This window comes from Cupriavidus sp. FW305-F7 (assembly GCF_058782875.1).
This window is the reverse complement of record NZ_JBYSYC010000003.1, coordinates 102,065-126,024: the sequence shown is the minus strand read 5'-3', so window position 1 is coordinate 126,024 and position 23,960 is coordinate 102,065. Positions and strand designations below refer to the sequence as shown.

At 66.5% G+C, this 23,960-nt stretch carries 21 protein-coding genes; 10 read left to right on the top strand and 11 right to left on the bottom strand.

The window, feature by feature from the left end:
* Positions 1-35: 35 nt before the first annotated feature.
* Entirely contained in the window at positions 36-1,883 is a 1,848-nt protein-coding gene (locus AC3WL8_RS03925) for a sensor histidine kinase (protein ID WP_492377925.1), read from the bottom strand.
* Positions 1,884-1,931: 48 nt separating this feature from the next.
* A complete protein-coding gene (locus AC3WL8_RS03920) occupies positions 1,932-2,606 on the bottom strand; it encodes a response regulator (protein ID WP_013953891.1) in 675 nt (224 codons plus the stop codon).
* A 394-nt stretch (positions 2,607-3,000) separates the two neighbouring features.
* On the opposite strand from AC3WL8_RS03920, the gene AC3WL8_RS03915 reads away from it, so the two are divergent.
* Together AC3WL8_RS03915 and AC3WL8_RS03910 are read left to right on the top strand one after the other, a co-directional pair.
* Positions 3,001-3,615: an OB-fold protein gene (locus AC3WL8_RS03915; RefSeq protein ID WP_153954128.1), complete on the top strand. Its 615-nt coding sequence runs from the start codon at positions 3,001-3,003 to the stop codon at positions 3,613-3,615.
* A gap of 309 nt (positions 3,616-3,924) precedes the next feature.
* The gene (locus AC3WL8_RS03910) at positions 3,925-4,860 is read left to right on the top strand and encodes a BON domain-containing protein (protein WP_153954127.1); all 936 of its coding nucleotides are present in this window, start codon (positions 3,925-3,927) and stop codon (positions 4,858-4,860) included.
* 36 nt (positions 4,861-4,896) lie between these two features.
* Here the strand turns inward: AC3WL8_RS03910 and AC3WL8_RS03905 are convergent, their stop codons facing one another.
* Complete coding sequence (locus tag AC3WL8_RS03905) at positions 4,897-5,823, bottom strand: LysR substrate-binding domain-containing protein (RefSeq protein ID WP_013953894.1); 927 nt, start codon at positions 5,821-5,823, stop codon at positions 4,897-4,899.
* 118 nt (positions 5,824-5,941) lie between these two features.
* On the opposite strand from AC3WL8_RS03905, the gene AC3WL8_RS03900 reads away from it, so the two are divergent.
* Complete coding sequence (locus AC3WL8_RS03900; protein ID WP_153954126.1) at positions 5,942-7,396, top strand: amidase; 1,455 nt, start codon at positions 5,942-5,944, stop codon at positions 7,394-7,396.
* Positions 7,397-7,476: 80 nt separating this feature from the next.
* Entirely contained in the window at positions 7,477-8,466 is a 990-nt protein-coding gene (locus tag AC3WL8_RS03895; protein ID WP_153954125.1) for a Bug family tripartite tricarboxylate transporter substrate binding protein, read from the top strand.
* A gap of 30 nt (positions 8,467-8,496) precedes the next feature.
* Here the strand turns inward: AC3WL8_RS03895 and AC3WL8_RS03890 are convergent, their stop codons facing one another.
* On the bottom strand, positions 8,497-9,273 hold the full coding sequence (locus tag AC3WL8_RS03890; protein ID WP_013953897.1) for an NAD(P)H-dependent oxidoreductase: 777 nt from the start codon (positions 9,271-9,273) through the stop codon (positions 8,497-8,499).
* Between the two features lie 87 nt (positions 9,274-9,360).
* Here AC3WL8_RS03890 and AC3WL8_RS03885 point away from each other — a divergent pair, with 87 nt between their 5' ends.
* A complete protein-coding gene (locus AC3WL8_RS03885) occupies positions 9,361-10,254 on the top strand; it encodes a LysR family transcriptional regulator (protein WP_153954124.1) in 894 nt (297 codons plus the stop codon).
* 107 nt (positions 10,255-10,361) lie between these two features.
* A complete protein-coding gene (locus AC3WL8_RS03880) occupies positions 10,362-10,748 on the top strand; it encodes a nuclear transport factor 2 family protein (RefSeq protein WP_013953899.1) in 387 nt (128 codons plus the stop codon).
* A 157-nt stretch (positions 10,749-10,905) separates the two neighbouring features.
* On the opposite strand, the gene AC3WL8_RS03875 is transcribed toward AC3WL8_RS03880, so the two are convergent.
* The gene (locus AC3WL8_RS03875; protein WP_010810824.1) at positions 10,906-11,358 is read right to left on the bottom strand and encodes a RidA family protein; all 453 of its coding nucleotides are present in this window, start codon (positions 11,356-11,358) and stop codon (positions 10,906-10,908) included.
* Positions 11,359-11,531: 173 nt separating this feature from the next.
* On the opposite strand from AC3WL8_RS03875, the gene soxR reads away from it, so the two are divergent.
* Positions 11,532-12,047 carry a redox-sensitive transcriptional activator SoxR gene (gene soxR, locus AC3WL8_RS03870; RefSeq protein ID WP_049800654.1) on the top strand — a complete coding sequence of 172 codons (516 nt, stop codon included), beginning with the start codon at positions 11,532-11,534 and terminating at the stop codon, positions 12,045-12,047.
* Here soxR and AC3WL8_RS03865 read toward each other — a convergent pair.
* Complete coding sequence (locus tag AC3WL8_RS03865) at positions 12,010-12,390, bottom strand: c-type cytochrome (RefSeq protein WP_492377924.1); 381 nt, start codon at positions 12,388-12,390, stop codon at positions 12,010-12,012. The two genes, soxR and AC3WL8_RS03865, sit on opposite strands and share 38 nt — an antisense overlap.
* A 178-nt stretch (positions 12,391-12,568) precedes the next feature.
* Here AC3WL8_RS03865 and AC3WL8_RS03860 point away from each other — a divergent pair, with 178 nt between their 5' ends.
* Together AC3WL8_RS03860 and AC3WL8_RS03855 are read left to right on the top strand one after the other, a co-directional pair.
* Positions 12,569-12,970, top strand: a complete 402-nt coding sequence (locus AC3WL8_RS03860) for a hypothetical protein (protein WP_041228726.1) — start codon at positions 12,569-12,571, stop codon at positions 12,968-12,970.
* 166 nt (positions 12,971-13,136) lie between these two features.
* Entirely contained in the window at positions 13,137-13,799 is a 663-nt protein-coding gene (locus AC3WL8_RS03855; RefSeq protein ID WP_492377923.1) for a DsbA family oxidoreductase, read from the top strand.
* A 57-nt stretch (positions 13,800-13,856) separates the two neighbouring features.
* Here AC3WL8_RS03855 and AC3WL8_RS03850 read toward each other — a convergent pair whose 3' ends face one another.
* Genes AC3WL8_RS03850 through AC3WL8_RS03840 form a run of 3 tightly spaced genes read right to left on the bottom strand, consistent with a single transcriptional unit; the run spans position 13,857 to position 19,785 of the window.
* Entirely contained in the window at positions 13,857-15,305 is a 1,449-nt protein-coding gene (locus AC3WL8_RS03850; RefSeq protein ID WP_013953906.1) for a short-chain fatty acid transporter, read from the bottom strand.
* A 31-nt stretch (positions 15,306-15,336) separates the two neighbouring features.
* Positions 15,337-16,281: a bifunctional Delta(1)-pyrroline-2-carboxylate/Delta(1)-piperideine-2-carboxylate reductase gene (gene lhpI / locus AC3WL8_RS03845; RefSeq protein ID WP_013953907.1), complete on the bottom strand. Its 945-nt coding sequence runs from the start codon at positions 16,279-16,281 to the stop codon at positions 15,337-15,339.
* Positions 16,282-16,311: 30 nt separating this feature from the next.
* Positions 16,312-19,785, bottom strand: a complete 3,474-nt coding sequence (locus AC3WL8_RS03840; protein WP_013953908.1) for a molybdopterin-dependent oxidoreductase — start codon at positions 19,783-19,785, stop codon at positions 16,312-16,314.
* A gap of 51 nt (positions 19,786-19,836) precedes the next feature.
* Here AC3WL8_RS03840 and AC3WL8_RS03835 point away from each other — a divergent pair, with 51 nt between their 5' ends.
* Positions 19,837-20,745, top strand: a complete 909-nt coding sequence (locus AC3WL8_RS03835) for a LysR family transcriptional regulator (RefSeq protein ID WP_013953909.1) — start codon at positions 19,837-19,839, stop codon at positions 20,743-20,745.
* Positions 20,746-20,817: 72 nt separating this feature from the next.
* Here AC3WL8_RS03835 and AC3WL8_RS03830 read toward each other — a convergent pair whose 3' ends face one another.
* Complete coding sequence (locus AC3WL8_RS03830; RefSeq protein WP_013953910.1) at positions 20,818-23,106, bottom strand: nitric-oxide reductase large subunit; 2,289 nt, start codon at positions 23,104-23,106, stop codon at positions 20,818-20,820.
* Between the two features lie 34 nt (positions 23,107-23,140).
* Complete coding sequence (gene ytfE, locus AC3WL8_RS03825; RefSeq protein WP_013953911.1) at positions 23,141-23,857, bottom strand: iron-sulfur cluster repair protein YtfE; 717 nt, start codon at positions 23,855-23,857, stop codon at positions 23,141-23,143.
* Positions 23,858-23,960: the final 103 nt, after the last annotated feature.

Below are 23,960 nucleotides of genomic sequence, written 5' to 3'. Positions count from 1 at the left end.
CATGCTGAGCCTTCGCGCCCAGCCCGCCCGGGCCTCTACGCGGCGGGCGCGATGCCCTCCCGGTCGGCGCCAGCCTCATCGCCGTCTCCCGGCGCCAGCGGCACCTCCACCGTCAGCGCCGTACTGCCCGGCGCCGACCGGATCTGCAACCGCCCGTCGATGGCCGCCGCGCGCACCTGCATATTGCGCAGCCCGCGCCCGCCGCGCGTGGCCTCGGTGTCGAAGCCGCGGCCGTTGTCGGCCAGCGTGATCCGGATCACCTGCGCGTCCATGTCCGCATGGGCGGTCACGGTAAGGGCGGTTGCCCGTGCGTGCTGCAGCACGTTGGTGATGCCTTCGAGCAGCAGGTATTGCAGCTCCTGCACCTTGCGCGCGGTGAAATGCGCCAGCGTGGGCAGGCGCTCGACCTCCCAGTGGATATCGAGGCCGCCATCGGCGATGCGCGGCCCCAGGCGGTAGCGCAGGTTGCCCAGCACCGCCGCCAGGTCGCCGCCGGTGTCCTGCATGGCGTCGATGGAAAGCTTCAGCGAATCCAGGGCGTGCCGGACCTGCACGGCGATTTCCGGCGAGCTGGCCTTGCCGGATTCCAGCATCGAGATCGTGGTGACAAGCTGGCTGCCCAGGCCATCGTGCATGTCGCGCAGGATGCGGCCACGCTCGCGCAGGGCGGTCTCCTCGGCAGCGATCTTCTGCGTGCGTGCGAAGGCCGCGCGCAGCTGCGCCTCGCGCTGCGCGACGCGCTCGGTCAGCACCTGGTTGGCGTCCTGCAGGCTCTGCACCGCGCTGGTGTAGCGCTCCACCAGCATCCACGCCATCACCACGCTGAACGGCACCGACACATAGCGGGTCATGGAATGGACCCAGTAGTAGTCGCCGGTCAGCCAGACCTTGATCCAGTCCGCCAGGAACAGCACCGCCGACACGCCCACGGTGGCGGCCAGCAGCGTTGCCTCGCGGCTGGGCCGGCGCAATGCGCCCCATACCATCGCGCCGGCCACGGTCAGGATGATGCCCACCTTGACCAGCCAGCTCAGCGGAAAGACCATCGGGTGGCTTGACACGGCGGCCAGCGGCGCGATCACCGGCAGCGCCAGCCACAGGTAGGCATTGAGCGTGCGATGCAGCCAGCGCCACGGCACGCGGATCACCAGCAGGCAGAACCGGGCGATGGCGCCCAGGAACACCTCGCGCGCGGCGGCGACGATATAGCTGCGCAGTTCCGCGGGAATCGCCAGGTCATCGACAAAGTAGTCGAGCAGCCGCACGCTCCACGCGACCTCGGCCAGCCCGTACAGGCCGAACAGCGGATCGCGCTGGCGCCACCAGATCAGCAGCGCGAGGCCGCCCAGCACGACGCTGAGCACCGCCGCGATTAACGGGCCGACCACGCGCAGGCGGAAGGCCTGCTCGAACTGCGCGCGCACTTCGGCGGCCGGGCCCACCGTCACCAGCAGCAGGCCCGAGCGCGCATAGGCGCGCGCCGCCACGGTGATGCGCAGCAGGTTGCCGTGCGTGCTTGCCAGCTCGGGCGGCATGGCCACGTAGTAGGGTCGCTTGGCCAGCGCCGACGAGGGTGCGTCCAGGCGCCCGCCGGCAGCGATCAGCACGCCATTGAGCCGCACCTCGTAGCTGCCGCCGGCCCATGGTACGAACAGCCCCCCAGGGTCAGCCGCGGGCCAGTTGCGGTCAAAGCGCAGTTCGTAGACTAGCGTGCCGGACTTGCCCGGCATCTCCCGGTCCCAGTAATCAGGCAGCGTCAGCGGGAGCGCCGGCAGCACCGTGCCGTCGGTCAGCGTGGCCGAGCGCGTGGCCGCGGCCAGTTCCATCGTGCCCGCGGCTGCCGCCATGCCGGACAGCATCAGGCAGGCCCATGCCAGCAGCACGGCAAGCAAGGTCCGGAGGTGGCGCGGCCGATGCAGCATTAGGTGGGGTCACAAGGACTTGAGCAGGCCCAGCTTGGCCGCCTCGAACACGGCCTCGCCGCGCGAGCGTACTGCCAGCTTGCCGTAGATGTTCTTGATGTGCGATTGCACGGTATGCACGCTCAGCCCCAGGTAGCGGGCAGTCTCGGCATAGGTATAGCCGCGCGAGATCAGGTCCAGGATCTCGTTCTCGCGCACCGACAGCACCACGGCGCCGGTGGCCGCGGTATCGCGCGCAACCGCCTCGGCCGGCGCGCCGCGCAGCCGGTTCACCACCTGTCGCGCGATCAGCGGGCTCATCGGCGAGCCGCCCGCGCGCAGCTCGCCGATGGAGGCGGCGATGCGGTCCGTGGTTTCGTCCTTGAGCAGGTAGCCGATGGCGCCCGCCTCGATGCTGGCCAGCACGTGCTGGTCGTCGCCGAACACCGTGACCACCATGCAGTCGCAGGCGGGATAGCGCTCGCGCGCGTCGCGGATCACGTCGATGCCGCTGCCGTCCGGCAGGCCGAGATCGCACAGCAGCACGTCGGGCTGGTGCTGCGCCAGCCAGGCCAGGGCTTCCGCCGCACTGGCGGTACAGCCTGCCACCACGGTGGCCGGCGCATGCATCTCAACGGCCTGCACCAGCCGGCTCAGTGCCGCGGGATCGTCCTCGACGATCAGGACTCTTGTTGTGCTTGCCATGCCTGTGTTCCCGAGCCATGCCGTTGTGCTGCCCGTTGTGCTGCCCGTTGTCGGGCCAGTCTTGCTGCCCGTACTACTGCATGCTGTGCTCCGGGCACGACGGCGGATTCTGACATATCCGCCCGCGCATGGGACGGCCGGGCGGATCCCTTCAGGGTAAACGCCCCCGCGCTTACTCATCGCATAGCCGCGCGTCGTTGCCCATCCCATATTCTGGGGAGGCGTCGAACCGGCCGGCTCCTGAGCTTGCGCCGGGACAGCCCCATTCGGGGGATGCCACCCCATTTTTGCCGAAAATAGAGCGTTTTTGCCAGTTCTGTTGGATTTTGCAGGCTGTACGAATACAATGCCCCGGCGCTGGCCGAGGGTGCTGGCGGACCTGGAGAAAAAAAGAATGAAGACGGGAAAACTGGTGGTAGGGCTAGCGCTAGCCGGGTTGCTGGCGGGGTGTGAATCGATGGACGGCGCAATGTCCTCCATCAGCGGCGTGCTCGACGGCACCGGCGACGTGCTGAGCGGCGACTTCCGCATGCTGGCGGATCCGAAGCCGGCTTCGCTGGGCGATATCTGGTCGGACTGGAAGAAGAACGAAATCACCGCGAAGAAGAAGTGGGATTCGCAGGCGATCCTGGTAACGGGTACGGTCGCCCGCATCACCAAGGTGGATGGCCTGCGCAAGTCGGACGACACCATTGCCGTCTACTTCAAGGACTCGGTCAATCCGCAGTGCACCGGCAAGGCGCTAATGCGCGACGCGCTGATGGTCAACCAGAAGAAGATCAGCAACCTGCAGACCGGGGACAAGATCAACGTCACCGGCGTGCTGGCCACAAGCGATTCGGAAACGTACAACAACAGCAATACCGAATGCTATTTTGCGTTCGCCAAGTCGAAGATCGAACCGGCCCCGGCGACCACGGCCGCTGGCAGCGCAGCCGCCCCTGCGAAAGCCATGGCCACCAAGTCGACCAAATCGACAAAGTCGACCAAGACCAGCAGCACGAAGTAAACCGGCAAAAAGGTGGCGACGGGCGGCAGTACGGCCGCCCAGCACGCCTGCCCCGGTGCGCGTGGCGCCCTGCCTCGCGCCATGTGGATACTGCGGCACGCCCCGCCCATCCGGACCGGCATCCCTTACAAGCTCTGAAACCCTTGCATGGATGGCAATGCGCCAAAGTGCCGGCAAACCCCCGTCCGCGGGGCATCCCGCCGCACGGTACGAATCTTGCCCCTTCTTGATTACCCGCCAGCGGTTCGCGCACGGCGTGTGCGCCTGCGCCCGCACATGGCGCCACACGCACACTGTCAGGAAAACAGCATGGGCTACTACTACGATGAGCGCAATGCGCGCGCCGCGCGCCAACGCCGCCAGGCATGGGAAGACGATGACTGGCAACCTGAATCCGAACAGGAGCGCTGGCAAGCGCGGCGTCGGCGCCAGCAAATGGCCCCGGGCCAGACCAGCTACGGCGGCTCCGCCCGCCCGGACCGGGATTTCAACGAAGCGTACGGCGCCCGCAGGTACCCGGAACACCCCTCCGGCGCACGCTCCGGCAGCAACCTGCGCTACGGCCTGAACGGCGGCTATGGCTGGGAACGCGCCAGCGAATGGCGCGATCCGCAGGCATGGCAACGCGACGACGAGTACGCCGAGCGCCAGTGGCGCCGCAGCGCCGAACGCGCACGGGATCCGCGTGAATCGCCTCACGCGCGCGGCCATGACACCTACTTCAGCGACTTGCGCAGCGACACCCGCTACTGGGTCGACCCGCACGAGGACTGGGAAGAAAAGCAGCGCTATGAGGCACGGCGTCACAGCCCGGGCTACCGGGAATATGCGCAGCGCCGCGGTTGGGAAACCGACGATCTCGATGACGAGCGCGAAGGCTCGCATGGCGTGCTCTACAACCTGGGCCGCCGCATCGGTGAAGCCGTGGGCGACTGGTTCGGCACCTCCGAACGCCACACTGGCCCGCGCGGCTACCAGCGCAGCGACGAACGCATCCGCGACCAGATCTGCGAGCAGCTGAGCTATGCGCGCGGCGTTGACGTCAGCGACGTCAGTGTGGACGTCAGCGAAGGCGTGGTGTCACTGACCGGCACCGTGCGCGACCGCGGCCAGAAGTTCTATATCGAAGACCTGGCCGACGGCACCTACGGCGTCAAGGAGGTCAACAACGACATCCGCGTGCGCCGCGAGCTCCCCGAAGCCCGCAGCACCGGCGATGTGACCGGCAGCACCTGGCGCGGATGACGCCAGCGATGGCGGGCGCCGCAGGCCAGCTTCGGCCTAGGCGCCCGCCACACCAACCTCCGCCGCCAGCCGTTCGCGGATAAACCCCAGGAACGCACGCACGCCCTCAGGCAGCGTGCGGCCGGCCAGCGTCTGCAGTTCGACCGCGCGGCTGCGCATGCCGCGCTCCCGGATCGAGGCGGCGCGCAGTTCGCCGCGGCGCAACCTGTCGCCCACGGTGACGGCGCCAGAGATCGACAGCCCGCCACCGTGCAGCACGAAGTTGGTCAGGGTCTCGAAGTGATTGGTCACCAGCACCGGTTCAAACACCATGCCGCGTTCGCCACAAGCGATGTCGAACAGCTGGCGCACGGTGTTGTCGCCCTCCGGCAGCGCCAGCGGGTAAGGCTGCATCTGCGCCAGCGTGACGCTGCGAAAGCGCGCCAGCGGATGGTCCGGACGCATGATGGCAATCACCGGCGCGGGCTGGCGGTGCTCCACCCGGATGCCCTGCTCCGCGGCGCGGCTATAGGTGATACCGATGTCCGCATCGCCATGCAGCACGATGCCGGTGACTTCGGCCGGCGGCGCCACGCGCACATGGAACTGCAGGCCCGGATAGCGCTGGCGGAACTCGGCAATGATGCGCGGCAGGAACTCGATCGCAAATCCCGCCGAACTGGCCAGCCGCACCCGGCCCCGGCGCAGGCCCTGCAGCGCGGCAATCTCTGACACCACCCGATCGGCTTCCAGCGCGCCGCGCAGGGCATAGGCCGCCAGCAACTCCCCGGCCGCGCTGGCCACCATGCCACGCGGCCGGCGGTCGAACAGCGGCACCCCGAGCAATGCCTCGAGCGCGCCGACCTGGCGGCTCACGGCCGACACGGTGACATTCAGCCGCTGCGCCGCCTCGGTCAGCGAGCCGCTGCGTATCACCTCCAGGAAATAGCGCAGCGAGGTTTCCTGCAGGCGATGCGACAGCATGGGCGGCTCCGGCGGCTGGTTTGCGTTTTACGCAAGGATATTTGAAAAAAACATCGATTGCGGGAAACCGTGCGCCGCCCGTATGCTTTTTCCCGACACCACAGGAGACACCCGAGCCATGGCGCCCACCCAGACCCCTGATCCCATCACCGAACTCGATGCCGTCGCCCTGTCGCGCGCCATCCATGGACGCGAGGTCTCGTGCGTGGAAGTGCTCGATGCCTTCCTTGGCCAGATCGACCGCCACAACCCGCGCGTCAATGCCATCGTGGCGCCGATGGAGCGCGACACCCTGCGCGCGCAGGCCGCCGGGCTCGACGCCGAACTGGCACGCGGCACCAGCCGCGGCCCGCTGCATGGCTTCCCGCAGGCGCCCAAGGACATCAGCCCGGCCGCGGGCATGGTCACCACCAAGGGCTCGCCGATCTTCGCCGGGCAGGTCAGCGAGGCCGACGCCGTGATCTTCGAGCGCATGCGCGCCGGCGGCGCGGTCTTTGTCGGGCGCACCAACTCGCCGGAGTTCGGCCTGGGCGGCCATACCTACAACCCGGTTTACGGCACCACTCGCAACGCCTTCGACCCGGCACGCTCCGCCGGCGGCAGCAGCGGCGGCGCCGCGGTGGCGGTGGCGCTGCACATGCTGCCGGTGGCGGATGGCTCGGACATGATGGGGTCGCTGCGCACGCCCGCGGCGTTCAACCACGTGTATGGCCTGCGTACCTCGGTCGGCTGCGTGCCGCACGGCCCGGGCGACGAGGTCTTCTTCCAGCAGTTCAGCGTGGCCGGCCCGATGGCGCGCAACGTGCCGGACCTGGCCCTGCTGCTGTCGGTGCAGGCCGGCTTCGACGCGCGCCTGCCGCTGACGCACCGCGCCGAAGCACCCGGCACCTTCAAGCTGCCGCCCGAACGCGACTGGGCCGGCGTGCGCATCGGCTGGCTGGGCAACCTGGGCGGCCACCTGCCGACCGAAGCCGGCGTGCTCGATACCTGCGAGCAGGCGCTCGCGCACCTGCGCACGCTCGGCTGCACCGTGGACGCCGCGCTGCCCGAATTCGACCTGGAGCGCCTGTGGCGCGCGTGGATCGACCTGCGCAGCTTCTCGGTGGCTGGCGCCAGCGCGGCGCTGTACCACGACCCGGCCAGGCGCGCGCTGCTCAAGCCCGAGGCCGCATGGGAGATCGAGCGAGGCCTGGCCCTGCCGGGCACGCGCGTGTACGAGGCCCTGTGCGAGCGCAGCGCGTGGTACCAGGCACTGCGCGCGCTGTTCGAGCGCTTCGACTACCTGGTGCTGCCGGCCGCGCAGGTGTTCCCGTTCAATGCCGACTGGGACTGGCCGCATGTCATCGACGGCCGCGACATGGACACCTACCACCGCTGGATGCAGGTGGTGGTGCCGGCCACCATGGCCGGACTGCCGGCCCTGGCCGCACCAGCCGGCTTCAGCCCCCGGGGCCTGCCGGCCGGCATCCAGATCATCGGCCCGGCGCAGGCCGACGCCGCCGTGCTGCAGCTCGGCCATGCCTATGACCAGGCCGGCGGCTTCTCGCGCGTGCGCAGCCCCTGGCTCGATTGAGCCTTCGGCTAGTCCTGGCCCCGCTTCGTATTGCTTCCGATTGCCTTCTATTCCTACAACTGCCGGCAGGAGTGCCAACGATGACCGCAATGCCCCCGAAGCTGTTTCTCGCCTGCGCCGCCGCCCTGACCGCGGTGCTGTCCACAACGCCCGCCGCCGCGCAGGCCCAATCCTGGCCGGACCGCCCGATCCGGCTGGTGGTGCCGTTCGCCGCGGGCGGCGCCACTGACGTGCTGGGCCGCCTGCTGGCGGTCGGCCTTGGCGAAAAACTCGGCCAGTCAGTGGTGGTCGAGAACAAGCCCGGCGCCAGCACCGTGATCGGCGCCACCCAGGTATCCAAGGCCGCGCCCGACGGCTACACGCTGCTGCTGGCGGCCAGCACCACGCTGACACTGAACCCGGCCATCCGCCAACACCTGGGCTACGACCCCATCAAGAGCTTCACCCCGCTGGGCCTGGTCGCCGACATGAGCCTGGTACTGGTGGCCAACCCGGACATGCAGATCACCTCGCTCAAGGATCTGGTGACGCAGGCCAAAGCCCACCCGGACAAGTTCTCCTATGGCTCGTTCGGCGCGGGGTCTTCGGTGCATTTCGGTGCGGAGATGCTCAAGTCCGCCACCGGCATCCGCATGGTCCACGTGCCCTTCAACGGCAGCGCCCCCAGCCTGACCGCGCTGGCCGGCGGCCAGGTGCCGGTCGCGGTCGATACCGTGGTGGCCACCCTGCCGCTGATCAAGGGCGGCAAGATCCGGCCGGTGGCGGTGTTGTCGCCGCAGCGACTGCCAGCGTTGCCGCAGGTGCCTACCGTCGCGGAGAGTGGCTACCCCGGCTTCCAGATGGGCACGTGGTTCGCGCTGCTGGCACCCGCGGGCCTGCCCGCGCCGGTGCAGCAGAAGCTGGAGAAGGCCCTGGCCGACGTCGCCAACGCGCCGGCTACCAAGGCGCGCATGGTCGAACTGGCGCTGACGCCGGCTTATGGCAATGGCGCAGCAGTGAAGGCGCGGGTGGAGAAGGAATTGCCGGAGATGCGGGCGGTGGCGGCGCGGGCGGATATTCGGGCGGACTAAGTCCACCGGGGCGGCCATCGGTTGCCGCCCTTACTCCACATGCGCCGCGAACCCCACCGTTCCCGGCGCCACCTCCTCGCGCAGCGTCAGCTGCGGAATCCGGTAGTCCCCCGCGTTCTGCCGCCGGAACGGGATCGGTGGGGTAGTCCTGAGGGTATCCAGCCGCTGGCCCAGTTCCTCGCGAATCTCCGCGAAGCGCGCCTCATCGACCTTGCTGGTCCGATAAACCAGATACGGCGGCAGCACGTCAAACCCGGGGTAGTACAGGATGCCGTGGTGGATCGGGAACAGGATGTCGTCGATCGGGCCATTGATGCCTCGCGCGCTGTAGTGGGATTCCCAGCCGCCGGTGGTGACGACCAGCATGGCACGCTTGCCAGCGAGACTGCCTTCGCCATAGCGGTCGCCCCAACGCTCGTCGGAGTGTTCACCTACGCCGTAGGCAAAACCATAGGCATAGACGCGCTCGACCCAGCCCTTCAGGATGGCCGGCATCGAGAACCACCACAGCGGGAACTGCAGGATGACCGTGTCGGCCCAGCGCAGCTTTTCCTGCTCATGCGCAATGTCATCGCTCTGCAGCCCGTTCTCGAAGGCATGTTTGGAATCCAGTGACGGGTGGAAGGGCGCATCGCCCGGCTGCGCCTTGGTGTCGGCGCCGTCGATCTGCGCCTTCCATTGCATCGCATACAAGTCCGAGACCTGGACCTGGTGCCCGGCATCGCGCAAGCGCTGCACGGCAAAGTCGCGGATCGCCCCGTTGAGCGACCTCGGTTCCGGATGGGCATAGACAAGCAATACGTTCATGACAGCGGCTTCCAATGATTGAGTGAAGCCAGCATAGGCCGTCGTCCGCTATATTAGAAATGAATATCCAATATCCCTGGTATTGTCATGACTAATCTCAGGCGGCTGGACCTGAACCTGCTGGTGACGCTGGATGTGCTGCTGTCCGAGCACAACGTGACCCGCGCGGCGCAGCGGCTGCACCTGTCACAGCCTTCGGTCAGCGTCCACCTGTCCAGGCTGCGTGATTACTTCGGCGACCCGTTGCTGTTGCCGGGCCCGCGCGGCATGCGCCCCACCGCCAAGGCCGAATCGCTGCGCGAACCGTTGCGTGAAGCGCTGGGCGCGCTGGAGCACGCGGTCTCGTCCGATAGTCCGTTCGATCCCGCTGCCTCGACCCACACCTGGCGCGTGGCCGCGACCGACTACGGCGAATTGACCATCGTGCTGCCGGCGCTGCAGGCGCTGCGCATGGCGGCTCCCGGCGCGCGCCTGGCCGTAGTGGAGATGGTGCCGCCGCGCATCGCCCGGCAGGCCGAGCGTGCCGAACTGGACCTGGCCCTCCACACCACCGATGGCTCGCCGCCGGGCCTGCACCGGCGCGCCCTGTTCACCGAGCGCTATGTGCTGGTGGGTCGCGCCGGTCATCCGCGGCTGAAGCGGCGGCCCACGCTGGCGCAGTTCTGCGCGCTCGACCACGTGATCGTGTCGCCGGACGGCGGCGGCTTTTACGGCGTCACCGACGAGGCGCTGGCGCTGGCCGGCATGCAGCGGCGTGTCGTGCTGTCCGTGCCCCACTTCCTGTTTGTCACGTCGGCCGTCGCCAGCACCGATCTGGTGGCGATGCTGCCCGAGCGGTTGGTGCGCGGCGTGCCGGCAGTAAAGGTGGTGGAACCGCCAGTCGAAGTGCCGGGCTATGAGATGTCGATGTTGTGGCCAGAGCGCGTGCATCGCGATCCGGCACACCGCTGGCTGCGTGAACTCATCGCCACATTGGTCTAGCCGACAGCGCCCTGTACTTTTGCATACAAACCTAGAATACAATCAACGCTTTCAACGCCGCGGCATGGGGTGGATAACCCGGTGCCGCCCCAGTTTTGGAGGAGACCATGACGTATTCAGAAACGGGCCTGACTTCCCGCCACGTGGCCGCGCTCGCGCCGATCGAGGACTACCTGCAGGGCCATATCACCGGCAAGGCCGAATTCATGTACAAGGCGTTTGCCGCCGACGCGCGCATCGTCTCGTTCCGTGACGGCAAGCTGCATTCGCTGACGGTTGAGGAGTTCACCTCGGCGCGCTGCCCCGGCCATCCCGCGGCGGACGAGGCGCAGCGCAAGCGCCTTATCACGCAGTTCGATGTGGTGGGCAATGCCGGCGTCGCCAAGGTGGTGCTGGAATACCCGGGCGTGACCTTCACCGACTATATGACGCTGCTGGAGATCGACGGCGTCTGGAAGATCGTCAACAAGACTTTCAGCGCCGCACCGCGCTGAAGATAGGACATCCGCTGCGGCAAAGCGCCGCAGCACAGGCCTACTTTGCGGCTGCAGGCAATCCTGCCTTTGACATCGGCCCGAAGAACATTGCCTTCATCCGCCCGCGCCCGACCACGCGCGCCACTTCGGCAATCACGCAGTCGTTGAGTTGCGTTCAGCCCGGCAGCACCGCCGTCGCTTCGATCTCGAACAGCATATTGTCCAGCGCCAGCCGCGGCACCGGAATCAGCGTGCAGGCCGGCGTTGGCTTGTCGCCCCACATCTCGCGCAGCGCCGCGCCGAAGGTGCGCAGGCGGTCGTGCGAGTGGTCGACCACCAGCACCGTGAGCTTAGCCACATCGCCCACGTCGGCACCTGCCGCTTGCAGCGCGATGCGCAGGTTCTGCATGGCGCGCGCCACCTGGCGCGGAAAATCGAGCGGCAGGCAACCGGCCGCGTCCTCACCGCCCTGCCCCGCGATATAGACGATGCGGGCCGGGCCTTCCACCATGGCCACATGCGAATAGCCGTTGGGCCGCGGGTCGTACAGCCCCTCGGGATTGATGAGGCTCAGCGAGGGATTGGGGCGGGCGACCGGCATGGTGGGCATGGAAGGCAGCGCGGGCATCGAGGGTGAACGCAAGGATGAGGGCGAGAAGGGGAACATGATCATCAGCTCTGTATTTGAGGCGTGGCGAACAGTGGAGTCGCAAGTATCAAACCTCAACTTAGCTTGAGGTCAAGCGCGGCCTTGGTGGTAGCATGGACATTCCTCCGTTCCACTGGTGTCTTCCACTGCCGATGGCCTCCGCGAACAAGCCCCCTTCACCGCGCCGGCGCCGTACCGCGCCCTCAGAAGAACTGCTCTCCGTCGGCGAAGTCGCCGCGCGCACGGGCATCGCCGTGTCCGCCCTGCATTTCTATGAATCGCGCGGCTTGATCGCCAGCACCCGCAGCGGGGGCAACCAGCGCCGCTATGCGCGCGCCGTGCTGCGGCGGCTGGCCGTGATCCGCGTGGCGCAGCGCATGGGGCTGCCGCTGGCGGTGATCGCCGATGCCATGCAGAAGCTGCCGGACGGGCGTGCGCCCACTGTGGCCGACTGGCGCCGGCTGTCGGCCAGCTGGCGCGATGACCTGGATGAACGCATTCGCACGCTCACGCAATTGCGTGACCAGCTAGATGGGTGTATCGGGTGTGGGTGTCTGTCGTTGAAGGCGTGTCCGTTGCGCAATCCGCATGACGCGCTGGCCGGGGAAGGGCCGGGGCCGCATTTCCCGCCTACTGGAATGTCTGCAGGTAAGCCAGCAGATCGCTGATCTGCTTGTCATCACTGAGACCCCAGAAGCGCATCTTCGTGCCAGGCACGACCTTGCCGGGCGAATGGATGAAGGCACGCAGCGTGTCATGCGACCACACCATCTTTGAAGCGCGCATTGCCTCCGAATACTGGAAATCACTGGTGCCGCCCGCGGCACGGCCGAAGATGCCGTTCAGCTGCGGGCCAAAGCCTGCGCGCGCGTTGCGGCCGACGTGGTGGCACGAGGCGCAGCGCGTGGTGAACAGCGCCTTGACGGCCTGGATATCGGCGGCGGCAGTGGCTGCGGTGGGGATGGCGGTGAAGGCGGTCAGGGCCAGCAGGACAAGGGCGGTACGAGGCATGGAGCAGCTAAGGAAGGAAAGAGCTTCGGCAACGGGGTTGCATGATACAGGCGTAGCCAAGACGTCCCAGCCCTGCAGCAAGGTTACACCACGTCACACTTGCAACACTTCGCGCGCCCCATATTACAAGCCCGCCCCCTACAGTGAGCCCATGTCCAACGCCCCTTGGGAGGCAACCATGAAACGAATCATCGCAATGGCGGTAGCAGGTGGTGCAATGCTGGTGGCCAGCGCCGGGGCTCACGCCGGTGTGAATATCGATATCGGCATCGGCGTGCCGGGCGTGGTGGTGGCCCAGCCGGCGCCGGTCTATCGTCCGGCCCCGGTCTATGCTCCCGCGCCGGTATATGCGCCGGCTCCGGTTGCCTATGCGCCCAGCCCGGTAGTGGTGGCACCGCGCCCCGTCGTGGTGGCACCGGTGCCGGTACGCTATGACTATGACCGCGGCTATCGCAGGGACTACCACCGGGACTACTACCGGGAAGGCTATCGAGACAACCGCCGCGACTGGCGCGAGCGCGAATGGGCATATCGTCATGGCGACAATGACGGCCACGGCCACGGGCGCCGCTGGGACTGACGGGACTGATGGGACTGATGGGACTGATGGGACTGATGGGACTGATGGGGCGGGCGCCCGGCCACGGCCGCGGCGCCCGCCTGCAAGGATTCGCCAGTCAGGCTACCCTGTCGGCAATTTCCAGATCCGGGCCGGGGCCACGCCCCTGCCCACGCCAGGAGTAGCCATGCCCCAACCCATCAAGATCGACTTCGTCTCCGACATTGCCTGCCCCTGGTGCGCCATCGGCCTGTCTTCACTGCAGTTGGCGCTGCAGCGCCTTGGCGATGCGGTGGATGCCGAAATCGTCGTGCATCCGTTTGAACTCAACCCGGGGATGCGCCCGGAGGGCGAGGCGATCGTCGATTATCTAGGCAGGAAGTACGGGCGCACCCCGGCGCAGATCGCAGAGACCCAGGCCATGATCCGCGAGCGCGGCGCCGGCGTGGGCTTTCCGTTTGGCGAGCGCACACATGTCTACAACACCTTCGATGCCCACCGGCTGCTGCACTGGGCAGGCCTGGAAGGCAAGCAGGTGCCGCTGAAGCTGGCGCTGCTGCGCGCTTACCATGCCGACGGCAAAGACCCGAGCAATCACGAGGTACTGGTCGAAGCCGCGCAGGGCGTTGGCCTGGATGCCGCGGCGGCGCGCAAGGTGCTGGACAGCGATGACTATGCCAATGCGGTGCGCGCGGAAATCCAGGAGTACCAGCGCATGGGAATCCAGTCAGTGCCGTCCATCATCTTCAACAACCGCTACCTGGTTACCGGCGGGCAGCCGGTGGAGGCTTTCGAACAGGGGATCCGGGAGATCGTGGCCGAGGCGCCGCAGCAGCCCGCGAACGGGTGAACCAGCCTCGATCGCAGGGCGACACCTCAGTCGCCCTGCCGACGTTCCTCCCGGGACTCAAGGCATGACCGGTGGATGGTAAGGCAGCGTCGTGGCGAACGCCCACAGCATCAGCAGCACCAGCGGCGTGTGCACCAGCAACTGCGTGAAGGTGAAGCCGACCACATCCTTGGCCCGGATCCCCAGCACGCCGAGCAGCGGCAGCATCCAGAAGGGATTGATCAGGTTCGGCAGCGCCTCGGCCGCGTTGTAGACCTGTACCGCCCATCCCAGGTGGACTTGCAGTTCATTGGCGGCCTGCATCACGTACGGAGCCTCGATGATCCACTTGCCGCCGCCCGACGGCACGAAGAACCCCAGCACGGCCGAATACACGCCCATGACCGCTGAGAACGATTCGGTGGTCGCCATCGTAACAAAGGCCGACGCGAGATGATGGGATAGCGTCGCACCGTCGACTCCGGTCGCCTTGGTGAGGATAAAGGCGATACCGCCATACAGCGGAAACTGGATCAGCACGCCTGAGGTCGACGGCACCGACCTGGCCACGGCGCGCAGGAAGCGCTTCGGGCGCCAGTTCAGCAACATGCCGAGAAGCAAGAACAGGAAGTTGTAGGTGTTCAGGTTGGAGATGGCGAGGATCGGGTCTTTTGCGGAAAACTCCTGGTAGAGCCAGCTTGCGCCCATCGCCACCAGCGCCAGCGTCAGTAGCGGGCTGTATTCCAGCCACTCGCCAGGGCGCGACGGCCACGCGACGCCGTCGTCGGCATCGTTCAGGTCTACACCCATATCGGCCGCGGTGCGGGCCCGCTCCCCGGTGGGCGCAGAAAAATATGCAATCAGCAGTGACGCGACAATCAGCACGACGGTCATCGCCATCGATTGCCACAGGAAGATCGTTTCAGCGAACGGGATCACCCCGGTGATATCCAGCAGCGACTTCGGCAGGCTGACAGGATTTGCCTGTAGCTGCGCGGCCGAGGAACTGAGCCCTAGCGCCCACGTTGCGCCCATCCCCAGATAGGCCGCCGCGCTCGCGGCCCGATAATCCACGCGCAAGCCCCCACGTCGGGCAATCGCGCGCACCAGCAAGCCGCTGAAGATCAGGCTGATGGCCCAGTTGAGCAGCGACGTCAGCAGGCTCACCAGCGCCACGAACGCGACTGCGCCGCGGGCCGTACGCGGCAGCGATGCCAGCCGCGCGATCAGCATCGACGCTGGCGGCGAGACCGCCACCACATAGCCGGCGATCGCCACCACCGCCATCTGCATCGTGAACGGGATCAGGCTCCAGAAGCCGTCACCGAATGCCTTCGCCACGGCCGGTGCCGACGCCCCGACCAGCATGGCGCCGAGCGCCACCACCACGACGGCGATCGCGGCAAAGATGTAGGAATCCGGAAACCAGCGCTCTGACCAGTTCGTCACCCGTACGGCCAGGCTCTCCAGGCCACCTTGCTGCGGCTTGCCGGCATCGGCAAATGCCATCCTCGTTGTCTCTTTCATGCTGAACTCCTTGGCAGTTTCCTTGATCGTTCTAGTTATTTGCCACGGCTTCGAAACACATCGCCGCGGCGGCAAGATCTTCCAGGGCGGTACCGACAGCCTTGAAGACCGTAATCTCATCGTCTGAAACTCTTCCTGCGTGCCGGGCCCGACAGAGACCGGCAAGGTCGCTACGGATATCTTCCCGGGCGATCACGCCGTTGCCGAGCGGGGACAGCAGGTCGCCGGCCTTGGTTGCCGCCTCGTCCGTATCGACAAATACAGAGGTGCCCGCAAAGCAAGCGTCATCGGTTTCACGCATCGCTGGCGTAAAGCCACCGATCAGGTCGACATGGGTGCCGGGACGAAGGTATTCGCGACGGATCAGCGGTTCGGTCGAAAGCGTCGCCGCGCTGATGACGTCCACGGCGCAGGTGTCCGTCTCGAGCCTGTCCACCACGTATGCGTCGAAGCCATCGCTGCAAAGCTGTTCGGCCAGCCGGCGGCCCTGAGCAGGGTTGATGTCCCACACCCCGACCCGCTCGATCTGCCGAACGCTGCGCCAGGCATACGGCACCAGGCTGGCCACCCGACCGGCGCCCAGCAAGAGCATGGATCTGGCGTCCTTGCGGCTCAGGAAGGATGCGCCGAGCGCCGACGCGGCCGCGGTGCGCCGGGACGTGATCTCGTTGCCGTCGATCAGCGCCAGTGGCTCGCCGGTCTCCACGCTGTAGAGGATGTAGGTCGAGAACAGTCCCGGCAGCGAGCGCGCGGAGTTGCCGGGATAGATCGAGACGGTCTTGACGCCAAGGTATCCCTGCGACGGGCTCCAGGCCGGCATCAGCAGCAGCGTCCCCTGCTGGCCCTGCGCGGTGGTGACGGTATGGTTATGCCGCAGCGGCACCTCGCAGCCAGAGGCAAACGCTTCCTTGAGTGCATCAACAAGCCGGTCAAAAGGGAGCGACGCGCGGGCGCTCTCTGCATCGATATTCAGCATGGCGTTATCGGGTCAGAAGTAGAAAGGGAGTCAGGCATCGATCACCAGGTCACTGGCCGGTACGGCCTGGCACGCGAGACAAATACCGGGGTCATCAGGTACCTCGCCTTGCAAGTGGTGCGCCGACCCGGAAACGATCCTGACGGCACAGCTTTCGCATTGCCCGACGCGGCATCCGCTGGGCAAGCGCACGCCACGCGCCTCGGCAAAGCCGAGCAGAGCGCCGTCCTCGGAACGCCATTGGTGGACGACCCCCGACTTGCGGAAATGCACCTGGAATGCCTGTCCGTGCTCGATCTTCGCGACAGCCGGAGAGCGAAAGATCTCCTTGTGGATATCGAAGTGCGGCACGCCTCTGGCGGCCATGCCCTCGGCGAAGGCAGTCATCATCGGGACCGGGCCGCACATGTAGATCAGCGGGCGCATGGCGAGCAGCGCTTGCGGGACCGCGTCGGCGGATACGCGCCCATGCACGTGGAAGTCGCGCCCCGCGATGTCCCCGTCAGCCGGCGCATCGTAGTAATTGATCACCGACAGCGTGGGAATCGCCGCTTCCAGTTCGCGAATCCTGCGCTTGAAGGCGTGCGTCGCACCGTTCTGGTTCGCATAGAGCAGCAGGATCCTGGGCGGCTCCGCCTGGCCGGCCAATGACTCCAGCAAGTTGATGAAAGGCGTGATGCCGATGCCGCCGGCAAGCAGCACAAGGGGCCGCGCGGTACGGGTCGGCATGACAAAGGTGCCGCCGGGCGCGCGCAGTTCGACAACGTCGCCGACTGCGAGCTGTTGGTTGATGAACGATGAGGCGCGGCCGGACACCAGTTCACCATTGGCGAGCCGCGCCACTGTCTGTCGCACCGAGATCGAATAGCACTGGCGGTCTGCCATGATCGCGGGTCCGGTCAGCGAGTAGGACCGGATCACCTCCTGCCCCCCGCCGCCGATGAACAACCGGATGGTCGCGTGCTGGCCCGGCAGAAAGTCGGGCAGGCGGCCGCCATCGGTGGGTGCCATGTACACCGATGTGACATCGGCGGCTTCCTTGCACAGCGCCACCACGCGGAACACGCGGAAGTCCTCCCACGGCCGGCGCCGGATATCGAAAGCGGTTTCGCGCTCGATGCTGCAGCGATAGGCGCGCAACGGCGACGAGCCGCTGACCGGATCCTGGCGCTGCGCGTCGATCAACCCGTTGAAGTTGACACTGTCCGCGCCACACACGGCGAGCGGTGCTTGCCCCATCGCGTCGCAGCGTTGCCACCAGCCGTACTCGCCCACCAGCACGGCGGGATGCAGGCCCGGATCGATGCGTGCCGTGAACAATGCACTGCCGCCCGGCGTCGAGATGCGCACGGGGTCGCCGCTGCGGATGTCCCGTGCCGCGGCGGCTTCCCTGGAGATATCCAGCCGCGGCAGCATCGCCTTGCGCCGCAAAGACGCGACACCGCGCTGCTGGCTATGGCAGTAGTAGCCATTCTTCGCCGACGTCAACAAATAGGGGAACGCAGATCGCGCGGCATCTCCCTGTTCAATCGAAGGTTCCTGGTAGCCGGGCAAAGGCGAATAGCCATGCGCCAGCAGCCCTTCGGAGTACAGCTCGACCAGGCCTGTCGGCGTATTGAAAGGCCTGGCGGATTTGCCCATGCGGTATTTCATCTCGGTGTCCTCGACCGGGATGCGAACCCCTTCTGGCTTGGCGCGTAGCGCTGCCACGGTCAGCCCCATCGGCGCGAGCATGTAGTCCCAGCCGGCTTCCAGGCTTGCGCCGAAGAATGCTTCCTGCAGCCCGATGCGCGCCGCCAGCGCAAACACAATCTCGTTGTCCGAACGCGCCTCGCCGCGCGGCGGGACCATGCGCTGACGCAGCTGCACCAACTTCTCAGCCTCGGCAGAAACCTCGAAGCCGATGCGCAGCCCCTCGCGTTCCCATGGCGTGCTCACGGGCAGCAGGATGTCCGCATACTTCGCGCTCGGATTTTCAAAGAGATCGCAATGCACGTAGAACGGCAGCGCGCGCAGTGCCCGCTCCCCCATTGCCACATCCGGCTGCGAGAGCAGCGGATTCGTGCCGAACGCGATCAGCGTCGTCACCGCATAGGGCTTCTTGTCGGTAATGGCGCGATACAGGTCGCGCGCGGTGATCCAGCCCTGCGCGGGCGGCCCCAGCGGGCGTTCTGACAATCCCAGGGCCTTGCGCCCCTGCTCCGGACTCAGCAGGTCCAGGCGGCTCACCGCATTGAACGGCGGCTTCTGGTAAATGCGGTTGCCACCGCGCCGGTCGAAGCTGCCCGTCAGGGCGTAGAGGCAGGCAATCGCACGCTCGGTCTGCGTGGCGTTCTCATGCTGCCCGACGCCGGACCAGGCGTGATAGGCAACGCGCCGTGCCGTGCCGATCATGCTCGCGGCATGGCGGATATCGCCCTCCGGAATCCACGTCAGCCGGGCCGCGCGATCGGCGGGATAGCGCGCGCATTCCGCCGCATAGAGCTCGAACGCCGGCTGGCACATCAGCATGGACTGGTCATGGCGATCGCCAACGGTCACCTCAAAGGTTCCGCGCAGCGCGATGCGGCCGGGAACATGGCACTGGCCGCCCGCCGGCACGGCCATGCGCTGGTGGGCGTCCCAGACGACAAAGGCGTCTGTCTGCCCGATACCGATGTCGCGCCCGCGCAGGAAGGCGCCATTGTCCTTGCGTACCAGCAGCGGACCGTTGGTCCATTGCCGCACGAAATCGATATCGAAGGCATTGGCCTCGATCAGCAGGTTGGCCAATGCCATGGCCAGCGCGGCATCGCTGCCAGGTTTCACACGCAGCCATTGATCGGCTTCTTCCGCCAGTCCGGTCTGCCGCGGGTCGACCACGATCAGCCTGGCGCCGGCGGCCCGTCCGGCGCCGATTGCCTCTGCCTGCGACAGCCACGTGTTGGCGGGATTGTGTCCCCACAGAAGAATCAGTTCGGCATTGCGGTAATCCGCCGTCGGCATCCCGCAGCCAAAGGTAAAGGCATGCGCGAAGTCCTTGTGCCAGTTGCAGATCTCGGTGGCGTAGCAGATGTTGGGGCTGCCGTAGAGGCGGACGAAACGCTCGATCCAGTCGATGCTGTCCGACAGCGCCGTGCCACTGGGTGTGGTCACGGCGAAGGCAACCGACTCCGCACCCAGCGTGGTGCGCGCCTCGATCAGGCGCGCCGCGATCTGATCGAGCGCCTCCTCCCATGAAATGCGCACCCACCCTGGATCCGCTGCGTCTTTTGGGTTCGTCCTGCGCATCGGATGCAACAGCCGCTCGGCGCTGTGCACGAGTTCGGGCGCTGCCTTTCCCTTGAGGCACATCGCCTTGCCCGTGGGGTGTTCGCCATCCGGGCGGACCGCAACGAGGGTGTCTCCGTTCACGACATTGATCGTTCCGCAGCGGGAACGACACAGCGTGCAAAACCCCTTCTTTTCGACTTCGCTCATCGCCACTTCCAGCAACTTGTATTTGTGCTGGATGCTAGCTAGCATGGGGCGATATAGCTAATTCATAGTTCTGACATTGCAATATCGGAAAAATCGATGCTCCCAACCTTGAAACAGATACAGCACTTTGTGGCGATTGCTGAGACGGGCCAGGTATCGAGAGCGGCGCAACGCTGCAATGTTTCGCAATCGTCCATGACCGCCTCACTCAAGGGATTGGAAGACGTCGTAGGCGCCCCGCTGTTCTCCCGGCACGCAGCCGGCGTAAAGCTGACTGCGGCCGGCATCCGCTTCCTGCGGCATGCCCAGCAGATCGAGGCTGCGGTACGGGATGCCGTCAGCGCTGCGGCGGTGACCCCCAGCACGGTGACAGGCGCCATCCGCCTCGGTGTCACCGAAACCATCACGGCGTACGTGCTGCCCAAGCTGCTGCCGGCGCTTGAACAAAAGTTTCCGCTACTCGAACTCGAAATCCTGGAAAGGCCTCGCGGCGATATCGAGGCCGATATCCAGGCCGGCAAGCTCGACCTGGCATTGCTGCTGGTTTCCAACCTGCCGGAGATGCATCACATCGGCTGCGAAACCCTGCTTCGATCGCCGCGGCAACTCTGGGGCCATCCTGACCATCCTCTGATGCAGCTCGAGCAGATTAGCCTGACGGACGTGGCGCGGCACGACTACATACTGCTCGACATGGACGAGCATATTGCCACCGTGATCAAGTACTGGAGGCAGTACGGGCTCACGCCGAGCGTCCGCCTGCAAAGCTGCTCGATCGAAGCCGTCCGCAGCCTGGTAGCGGCGGGACGCGGCGTCTCCATCCTGTCCGATCTGGTCTACCGGCTGTGGTCACTGGAGGGCCAGCGCATCCTGCGCCGCAGCCTTTCCGACCGGGTCCCATCCATGGACGTCGGCCTGATCTGGAGACTCGATCCAGGACCTGACGAGCACACGCATGCGCTGCGGGAGTTCCTGAGGATCGCGCTGCTGGAGACCATGCGTTAGACGTGTTGGCAAAAAAAGCAGCCCGCCGCGTACCCCCGGCGGGCCAAGCATTGCTTCTCGTTAAACCGGCCGTCAGCGCACCGCCGTCTTCATCCGCGCCGGCACCGCGTCCGCCGCCAGCGGCGTCCGATTCGCCAGCCCCAGCACCACCTGCCAGGCAAACGACACCGCGCCGACGATAAACACCACGTCGCCGAAGGTGCGCACCCAGCGCAGGGTCTGCAGGATGGGCTGCTGCATGAATTCCTCACTGCGCGCATACCAGGTGCCATGCTCCACGCTGGCCAGGAACTGGATGATGCCGATCGGCAGCAGGCTGGTGCCGATCATCAGCACCAGGCCGATGTTCAGCCCCCAGAAGGCGGTCTTCATCAGTGTTGGGCTGAGCCGGTAGGCCGGACGCACGTAGCGCAGCACCAGCAGCGTGAAGCCCAGCGCCAGGAACCCGTACACCCCGAACAGCGCGGCATGGGCGTGCACTGGCGTGGTGTTCTGCCCCTGGATGTAGTACAGCGCGATCGGCGGGTTGATCATGAAGCCGAACACCCCGGCGCCCAGCATGTTCCAGAACGCCACCGCGACAAAGCACATCAGCGGCCACTTCAGGTCTGCCATCCACGGCGCGCGCTGCTTCAGGCTCCAGTTCTCCCAGGCTTCATGGCCCAGCACGATCAGCGGCACCACTTCCAGCGCGCTGAATGCGGCGCCCACCGCCATCACTGGCGTCGTGGTGCCGGCAAAGTACAGGTGATGGAAGGTGCCGGGAATGCCTCCGAGCATGAACAGCGAGGCCGAGGCCAGGCTGGCGGCCGTTGCCATCGGGCGCGACACCAGGCCCAGCGTGGAGAAGATGAAGGCCAGCGCGGTGGTGGCAAAGACTTCGAAGAAGCCTTCCACCCACAGGTGCACCACCCACCAGCGCCAGTACTCCATCACCGTCAGGCTGGTACGTTCGCCGTAGGCCAGGCCCGCGCCGTAGAACAGGCCGATCGCCACCACCGACGAGGTCAGCAGCGCCAGCAGGTTGCGGTCGGTGCCGCGCGCGCGCAGCGCCGGCAGGATGCCGCGCATCATCAACACCAGCCAGATCAGGATGCCGGCGAACTTGCCGATCTGCCACAGCCGGCCCAGGTCGACATACTCATAGCCCTGGTGGCCCAGCCAGAAGTTCAGGTGGGCCGGCAGCTTCTGCGCGATCGCCAGGTAGTTGCCGGTGAACGATCCCACCACCACGACCACCAGTGCCCAGAACAGGATGTCCACGCCCAGGCGCTGGTACTTCGGGTCCTTACCGCCGTTGATCAGCGGCGCGAGGAACAGGCCCGCGGCCAGGAAGCCGGTGGCGATCCAGAACAGCGCGCTCTGGATATGCCAGGTTCGCACCAGTGCGTACGGGAACCACTGCGAGACGTCGATGCCGTAGAACTTCTGGCCCTCGACGGTGTAGTGCGCGGTAAAGCCGCCCAGCAACACCTGGAACACGAACAGCGCCACCACCAGGAACAGGTACTTGCCGAGCGCGCGCTGCGACGGCGTCAGCGCCACGGACAGCAGCGGATCGCGCGCCGGCGCCTGCGGCGGCGCATCTTCCTTGCCGCGCAGGAAGGCCCACGCCCATACCAGGAAGCCGACCCCGGCCAGCAGCACCACCACGCTGATCACCGACCACACCACGTTCTCGCTGGTGGGCTGGTTGCCGATCAGCGGTTCATGCGGCCAGTTGTTGGTGTAGGTGGCTTCGTGCCCCGGGCGCGCGGTCGATGCGGCCCACGCGGTCCAGAAGAAGAAGTGCGTGAGTTGTTCGCGACGCTCGGCGCTGGGCAGCGTGTTCTCCTTCATCGCGTAGTGCTCGCGCGTGGTGTGCAGCGCGGGCGCATCGGAGAAGAGCTTGTCGTAGTAGGCGGCTGTATTGGCAATGGCCTGCGCGCGGCGCTTCGACACAGTCAGTACCTTGGTGGCCGGATCGGCGGCATTGCCGCGGTACTCGGTGCGCAGCTGCTCGCGCAGCGCGGCCTGCGCCGGCGCGTCAAGTTGCGCATAGGGCCGGCCGTAGGCGTCCTGCGCGGCCAGCTCCAGCCACGCGGTCAGTTCGCGGTGCAGCCAGTCGGCGGTCCAGTCCGGCGCCTGGTAGGCGCCGTGGCCCCAGATGGAGCCAAGCTGCATGCCGCCCACGGACTGCCAGGCGGTCTGGCCGTCGAGGATCTCTTCACCGGTGAAGAGCGTGCGGCCCTCGGTCGTGACGACCTTGGCCGGCATTGGCGGGGCCTGCCGGTACACCTCGACGCCGTAGTAGCCGAGCAGGGAGAACGTGACCGCCAGCACGGCGATCAGCAGGAACCAGAGTCTGCGGTAGGAACCCATGATGCGAAGTCGTTGGTTATGGTGGCGGGAGGGCTCAGGCGTGCGTCGAGCAACCGCATCCGGTGGCTTGCGCGGCGGCGGGTGCCGTGGTGATCTCGAACAGCACGTTGTTTTCCAGGTGGATGTGTTCCATCAGGTCTTCGCGCAGCGTGCGCAGGCCCAGGTAGAGCGCGCGCCAGGTATTGCAGGCCGCGCGCGGCAGCGTGATGTCGTTGGTCAGCGCCGCCAGCCGCTGCAAGGCCACGCCGTGGTCGTCATGCTCGGCGCGCATCACCATGATCGGCCGGCCCGCGGCGGCATGCAGGCCGCGCGACAACATCGGGAACAGCACCTGCTCTTCCTTCTGCATATGCATTTCCAGCTCGCCCAGCATCTCGCTCAGGTGGTCGGCCAGGCCAAGCGGGCAATCGGGCCGGTCACCGTGCACCTGCTCTACGCGCCGCGCCAGGCGGATCAGCTCGGGCAACTGCTCGCGATGGCGCGCATGGAAGCGCGTGAGGATATGGTCGATCAGCTCGGCCGGCGCCGCCGTGTTCCAGTCCTGCGCCGACGGCCCGGTTTCGTCCTGCAGCGCACGCAGCCGGGCGTCGATGGTGCCGACGGCAGCCGCATCGAGACCCTTTTGCTGCGCGGCGTCGCGCAGGGTCTGCTTGCCCCCGCAGCAGAAGTCCAGCCCGTAGTCGTGGAAGATCCGGGTGGCACCGGGGATCAGACGGGCCAGTTGGCCAAGCGAGTGGTCCTGCAAAGTCATGATGGTTGCTCCGTGTCGAAGTTATGCCTGCATGACTTAGCGAGGAGCGTGCCTGAAAAAAACCTATCCGGATCAATGACTTGAAACAGTGATGGTGATTAAT

Excerpts from the sequence above, each read along its gene's own strand:
- AC3WL8_RS03900 (WP_153954126.1), top strand. The coding sequence starts at position 5,942 with ATGGCGCCCACCCAGACCCCTGATCCCATCACCGAACTCGATGCCGTC.
- AC3WL8_RS03830 (WP_013953910.1), bottom strand. The coding sequence starts at position 23,106 with ATGGGTTCCTACCGCAGACTCTGGTTCCTGCTGATCGCCGTGCTGGCG.
- AC3WL8_RS03915 (WP_153954128.1), top strand. The coding sequence starts at position 3,001 with ATGAAGACGGGAAAACTGGTGGTAGGGCTAGCGCTAGCCGGGTTGCTG.
- AC3WL8_RS03850 (WP_013953906.1), bottom strand. The coding sequence starts at position 15,305 with ATGAAAGAGACAACGAGGATGGCATTTGCCGATGCCGGCAAGCCGCAG.
- AC3WL8_RS03865 (WP_492377924.1), bottom strand. The coding sequence starts at position 12,390 with ATGCCTCGTACCGCCCTTGTCCTGCTGGCCCTGACCGCCTTCACCGCC.
- AC3WL8_RS03880 (WP_013953899.1), top strand. The coding sequence starts at position 10,362 with ATGACGTATTCAGAAACGGGCCTGACTTCCCGCCACGTGGCCGCGCTC.
- AC3WL8_RS03860 (WP_041228726.1), top strand. The coding sequence starts at position 12,569 with ATGAAACGAATCATCGCAATGGCGGTAGCAGGTGGTGCAATGCTGGTG.
- AC3WL8_RS03895 (WP_153954125.1), top strand. The coding sequence starts at position 7,477 with ATGACCGCAATGCCCCCGAAGCTGTTTCTCGCCTGCGCCGCCGCCCTG.
- AC3WL8_RS03910 (WP_153954127.1), top strand. The coding sequence starts at position 3,925 with ATGGGCTACTACTACGATGAGCGCAATGCGCGCGCCGCGCGCCAACGC.
- AC3WL8_RS03890 (WP_013953897.1), bottom strand. The coding sequence starts at position 9,273 with ATGAACGTATTGCTTGTCTATGCCCATCCGGAACCGAGGTCGCTCAAC.
- ytfE (WP_013953911.1), bottom strand. The coding sequence starts at position 23,857 with ATGACTTTGCAGGACCACTCGCTTGGCCAACTGGCCCGTCTGATCCCC.
- AC3WL8_RS03835 (WP_013953909.1), top strand. The coding sequence starts at position 19,837 with ATGCTCCCAACCTTGAAACAGATACAGCACTTTGTGGCGATTGCTGAG.
- soxR (WP_049800654.1), top strand. The coding sequence starts at position 11,532 with ATGGCCTCCGCGAACAAGCCCCCTTCACCGCGCCGGCGCCGTACCGCG.
- AC3WL8_RS03840 (WP_013953908.1), bottom strand. The coding sequence starts at position 19,785 with ATGCTAGCTAGCATCCAGCACAAATACAAGTTGCTGGAAGTGGCGATG.
- AC3WL8_RS03875 (WP_010810824.1), bottom strand. The coding sequence starts at position 11,358 with ATGCCCGCGCTGCCTTCCATGCCCACCATGCCGGTCGCCCGCCCCAAT.
- AC3WL8_RS03855 (WP_492377923.1), top strand. The coding sequence starts at position 13,137 with ATGCCCCAACCCATCAAGATCGACTTCGTCTCCGACATTGCCTGCCCC.
- AC3WL8_RS03920 (WP_013953891.1), bottom strand. The coding sequence starts at position 2,606 with ATGGCAAGCACAACAAGAGTCCTGATCGTCGAGGACGATCCCGCGGCA.
- AC3WL8_RS03885 (WP_153954124.1), top strand. The coding sequence starts at position 9,361 with ATGACTAATCTCAGGCGGCTGGACCTGAACCTGCTGGTGACGCTGGAT.
- lhpI (WP_013953907.1), bottom strand. The coding sequence starts at position 16,281 with ATGCTGAATATCGATGCAGAGAGCGCCCGCGCGTCGCTCCCTTTTGAC.
- AC3WL8_RS03905 (WP_013953894.1), bottom strand. The coding sequence starts at position 5,823 with ATGCTGTCGCATCGCCTGCAGGAAACCTCGCTGCGCTATTTCCTGGAG.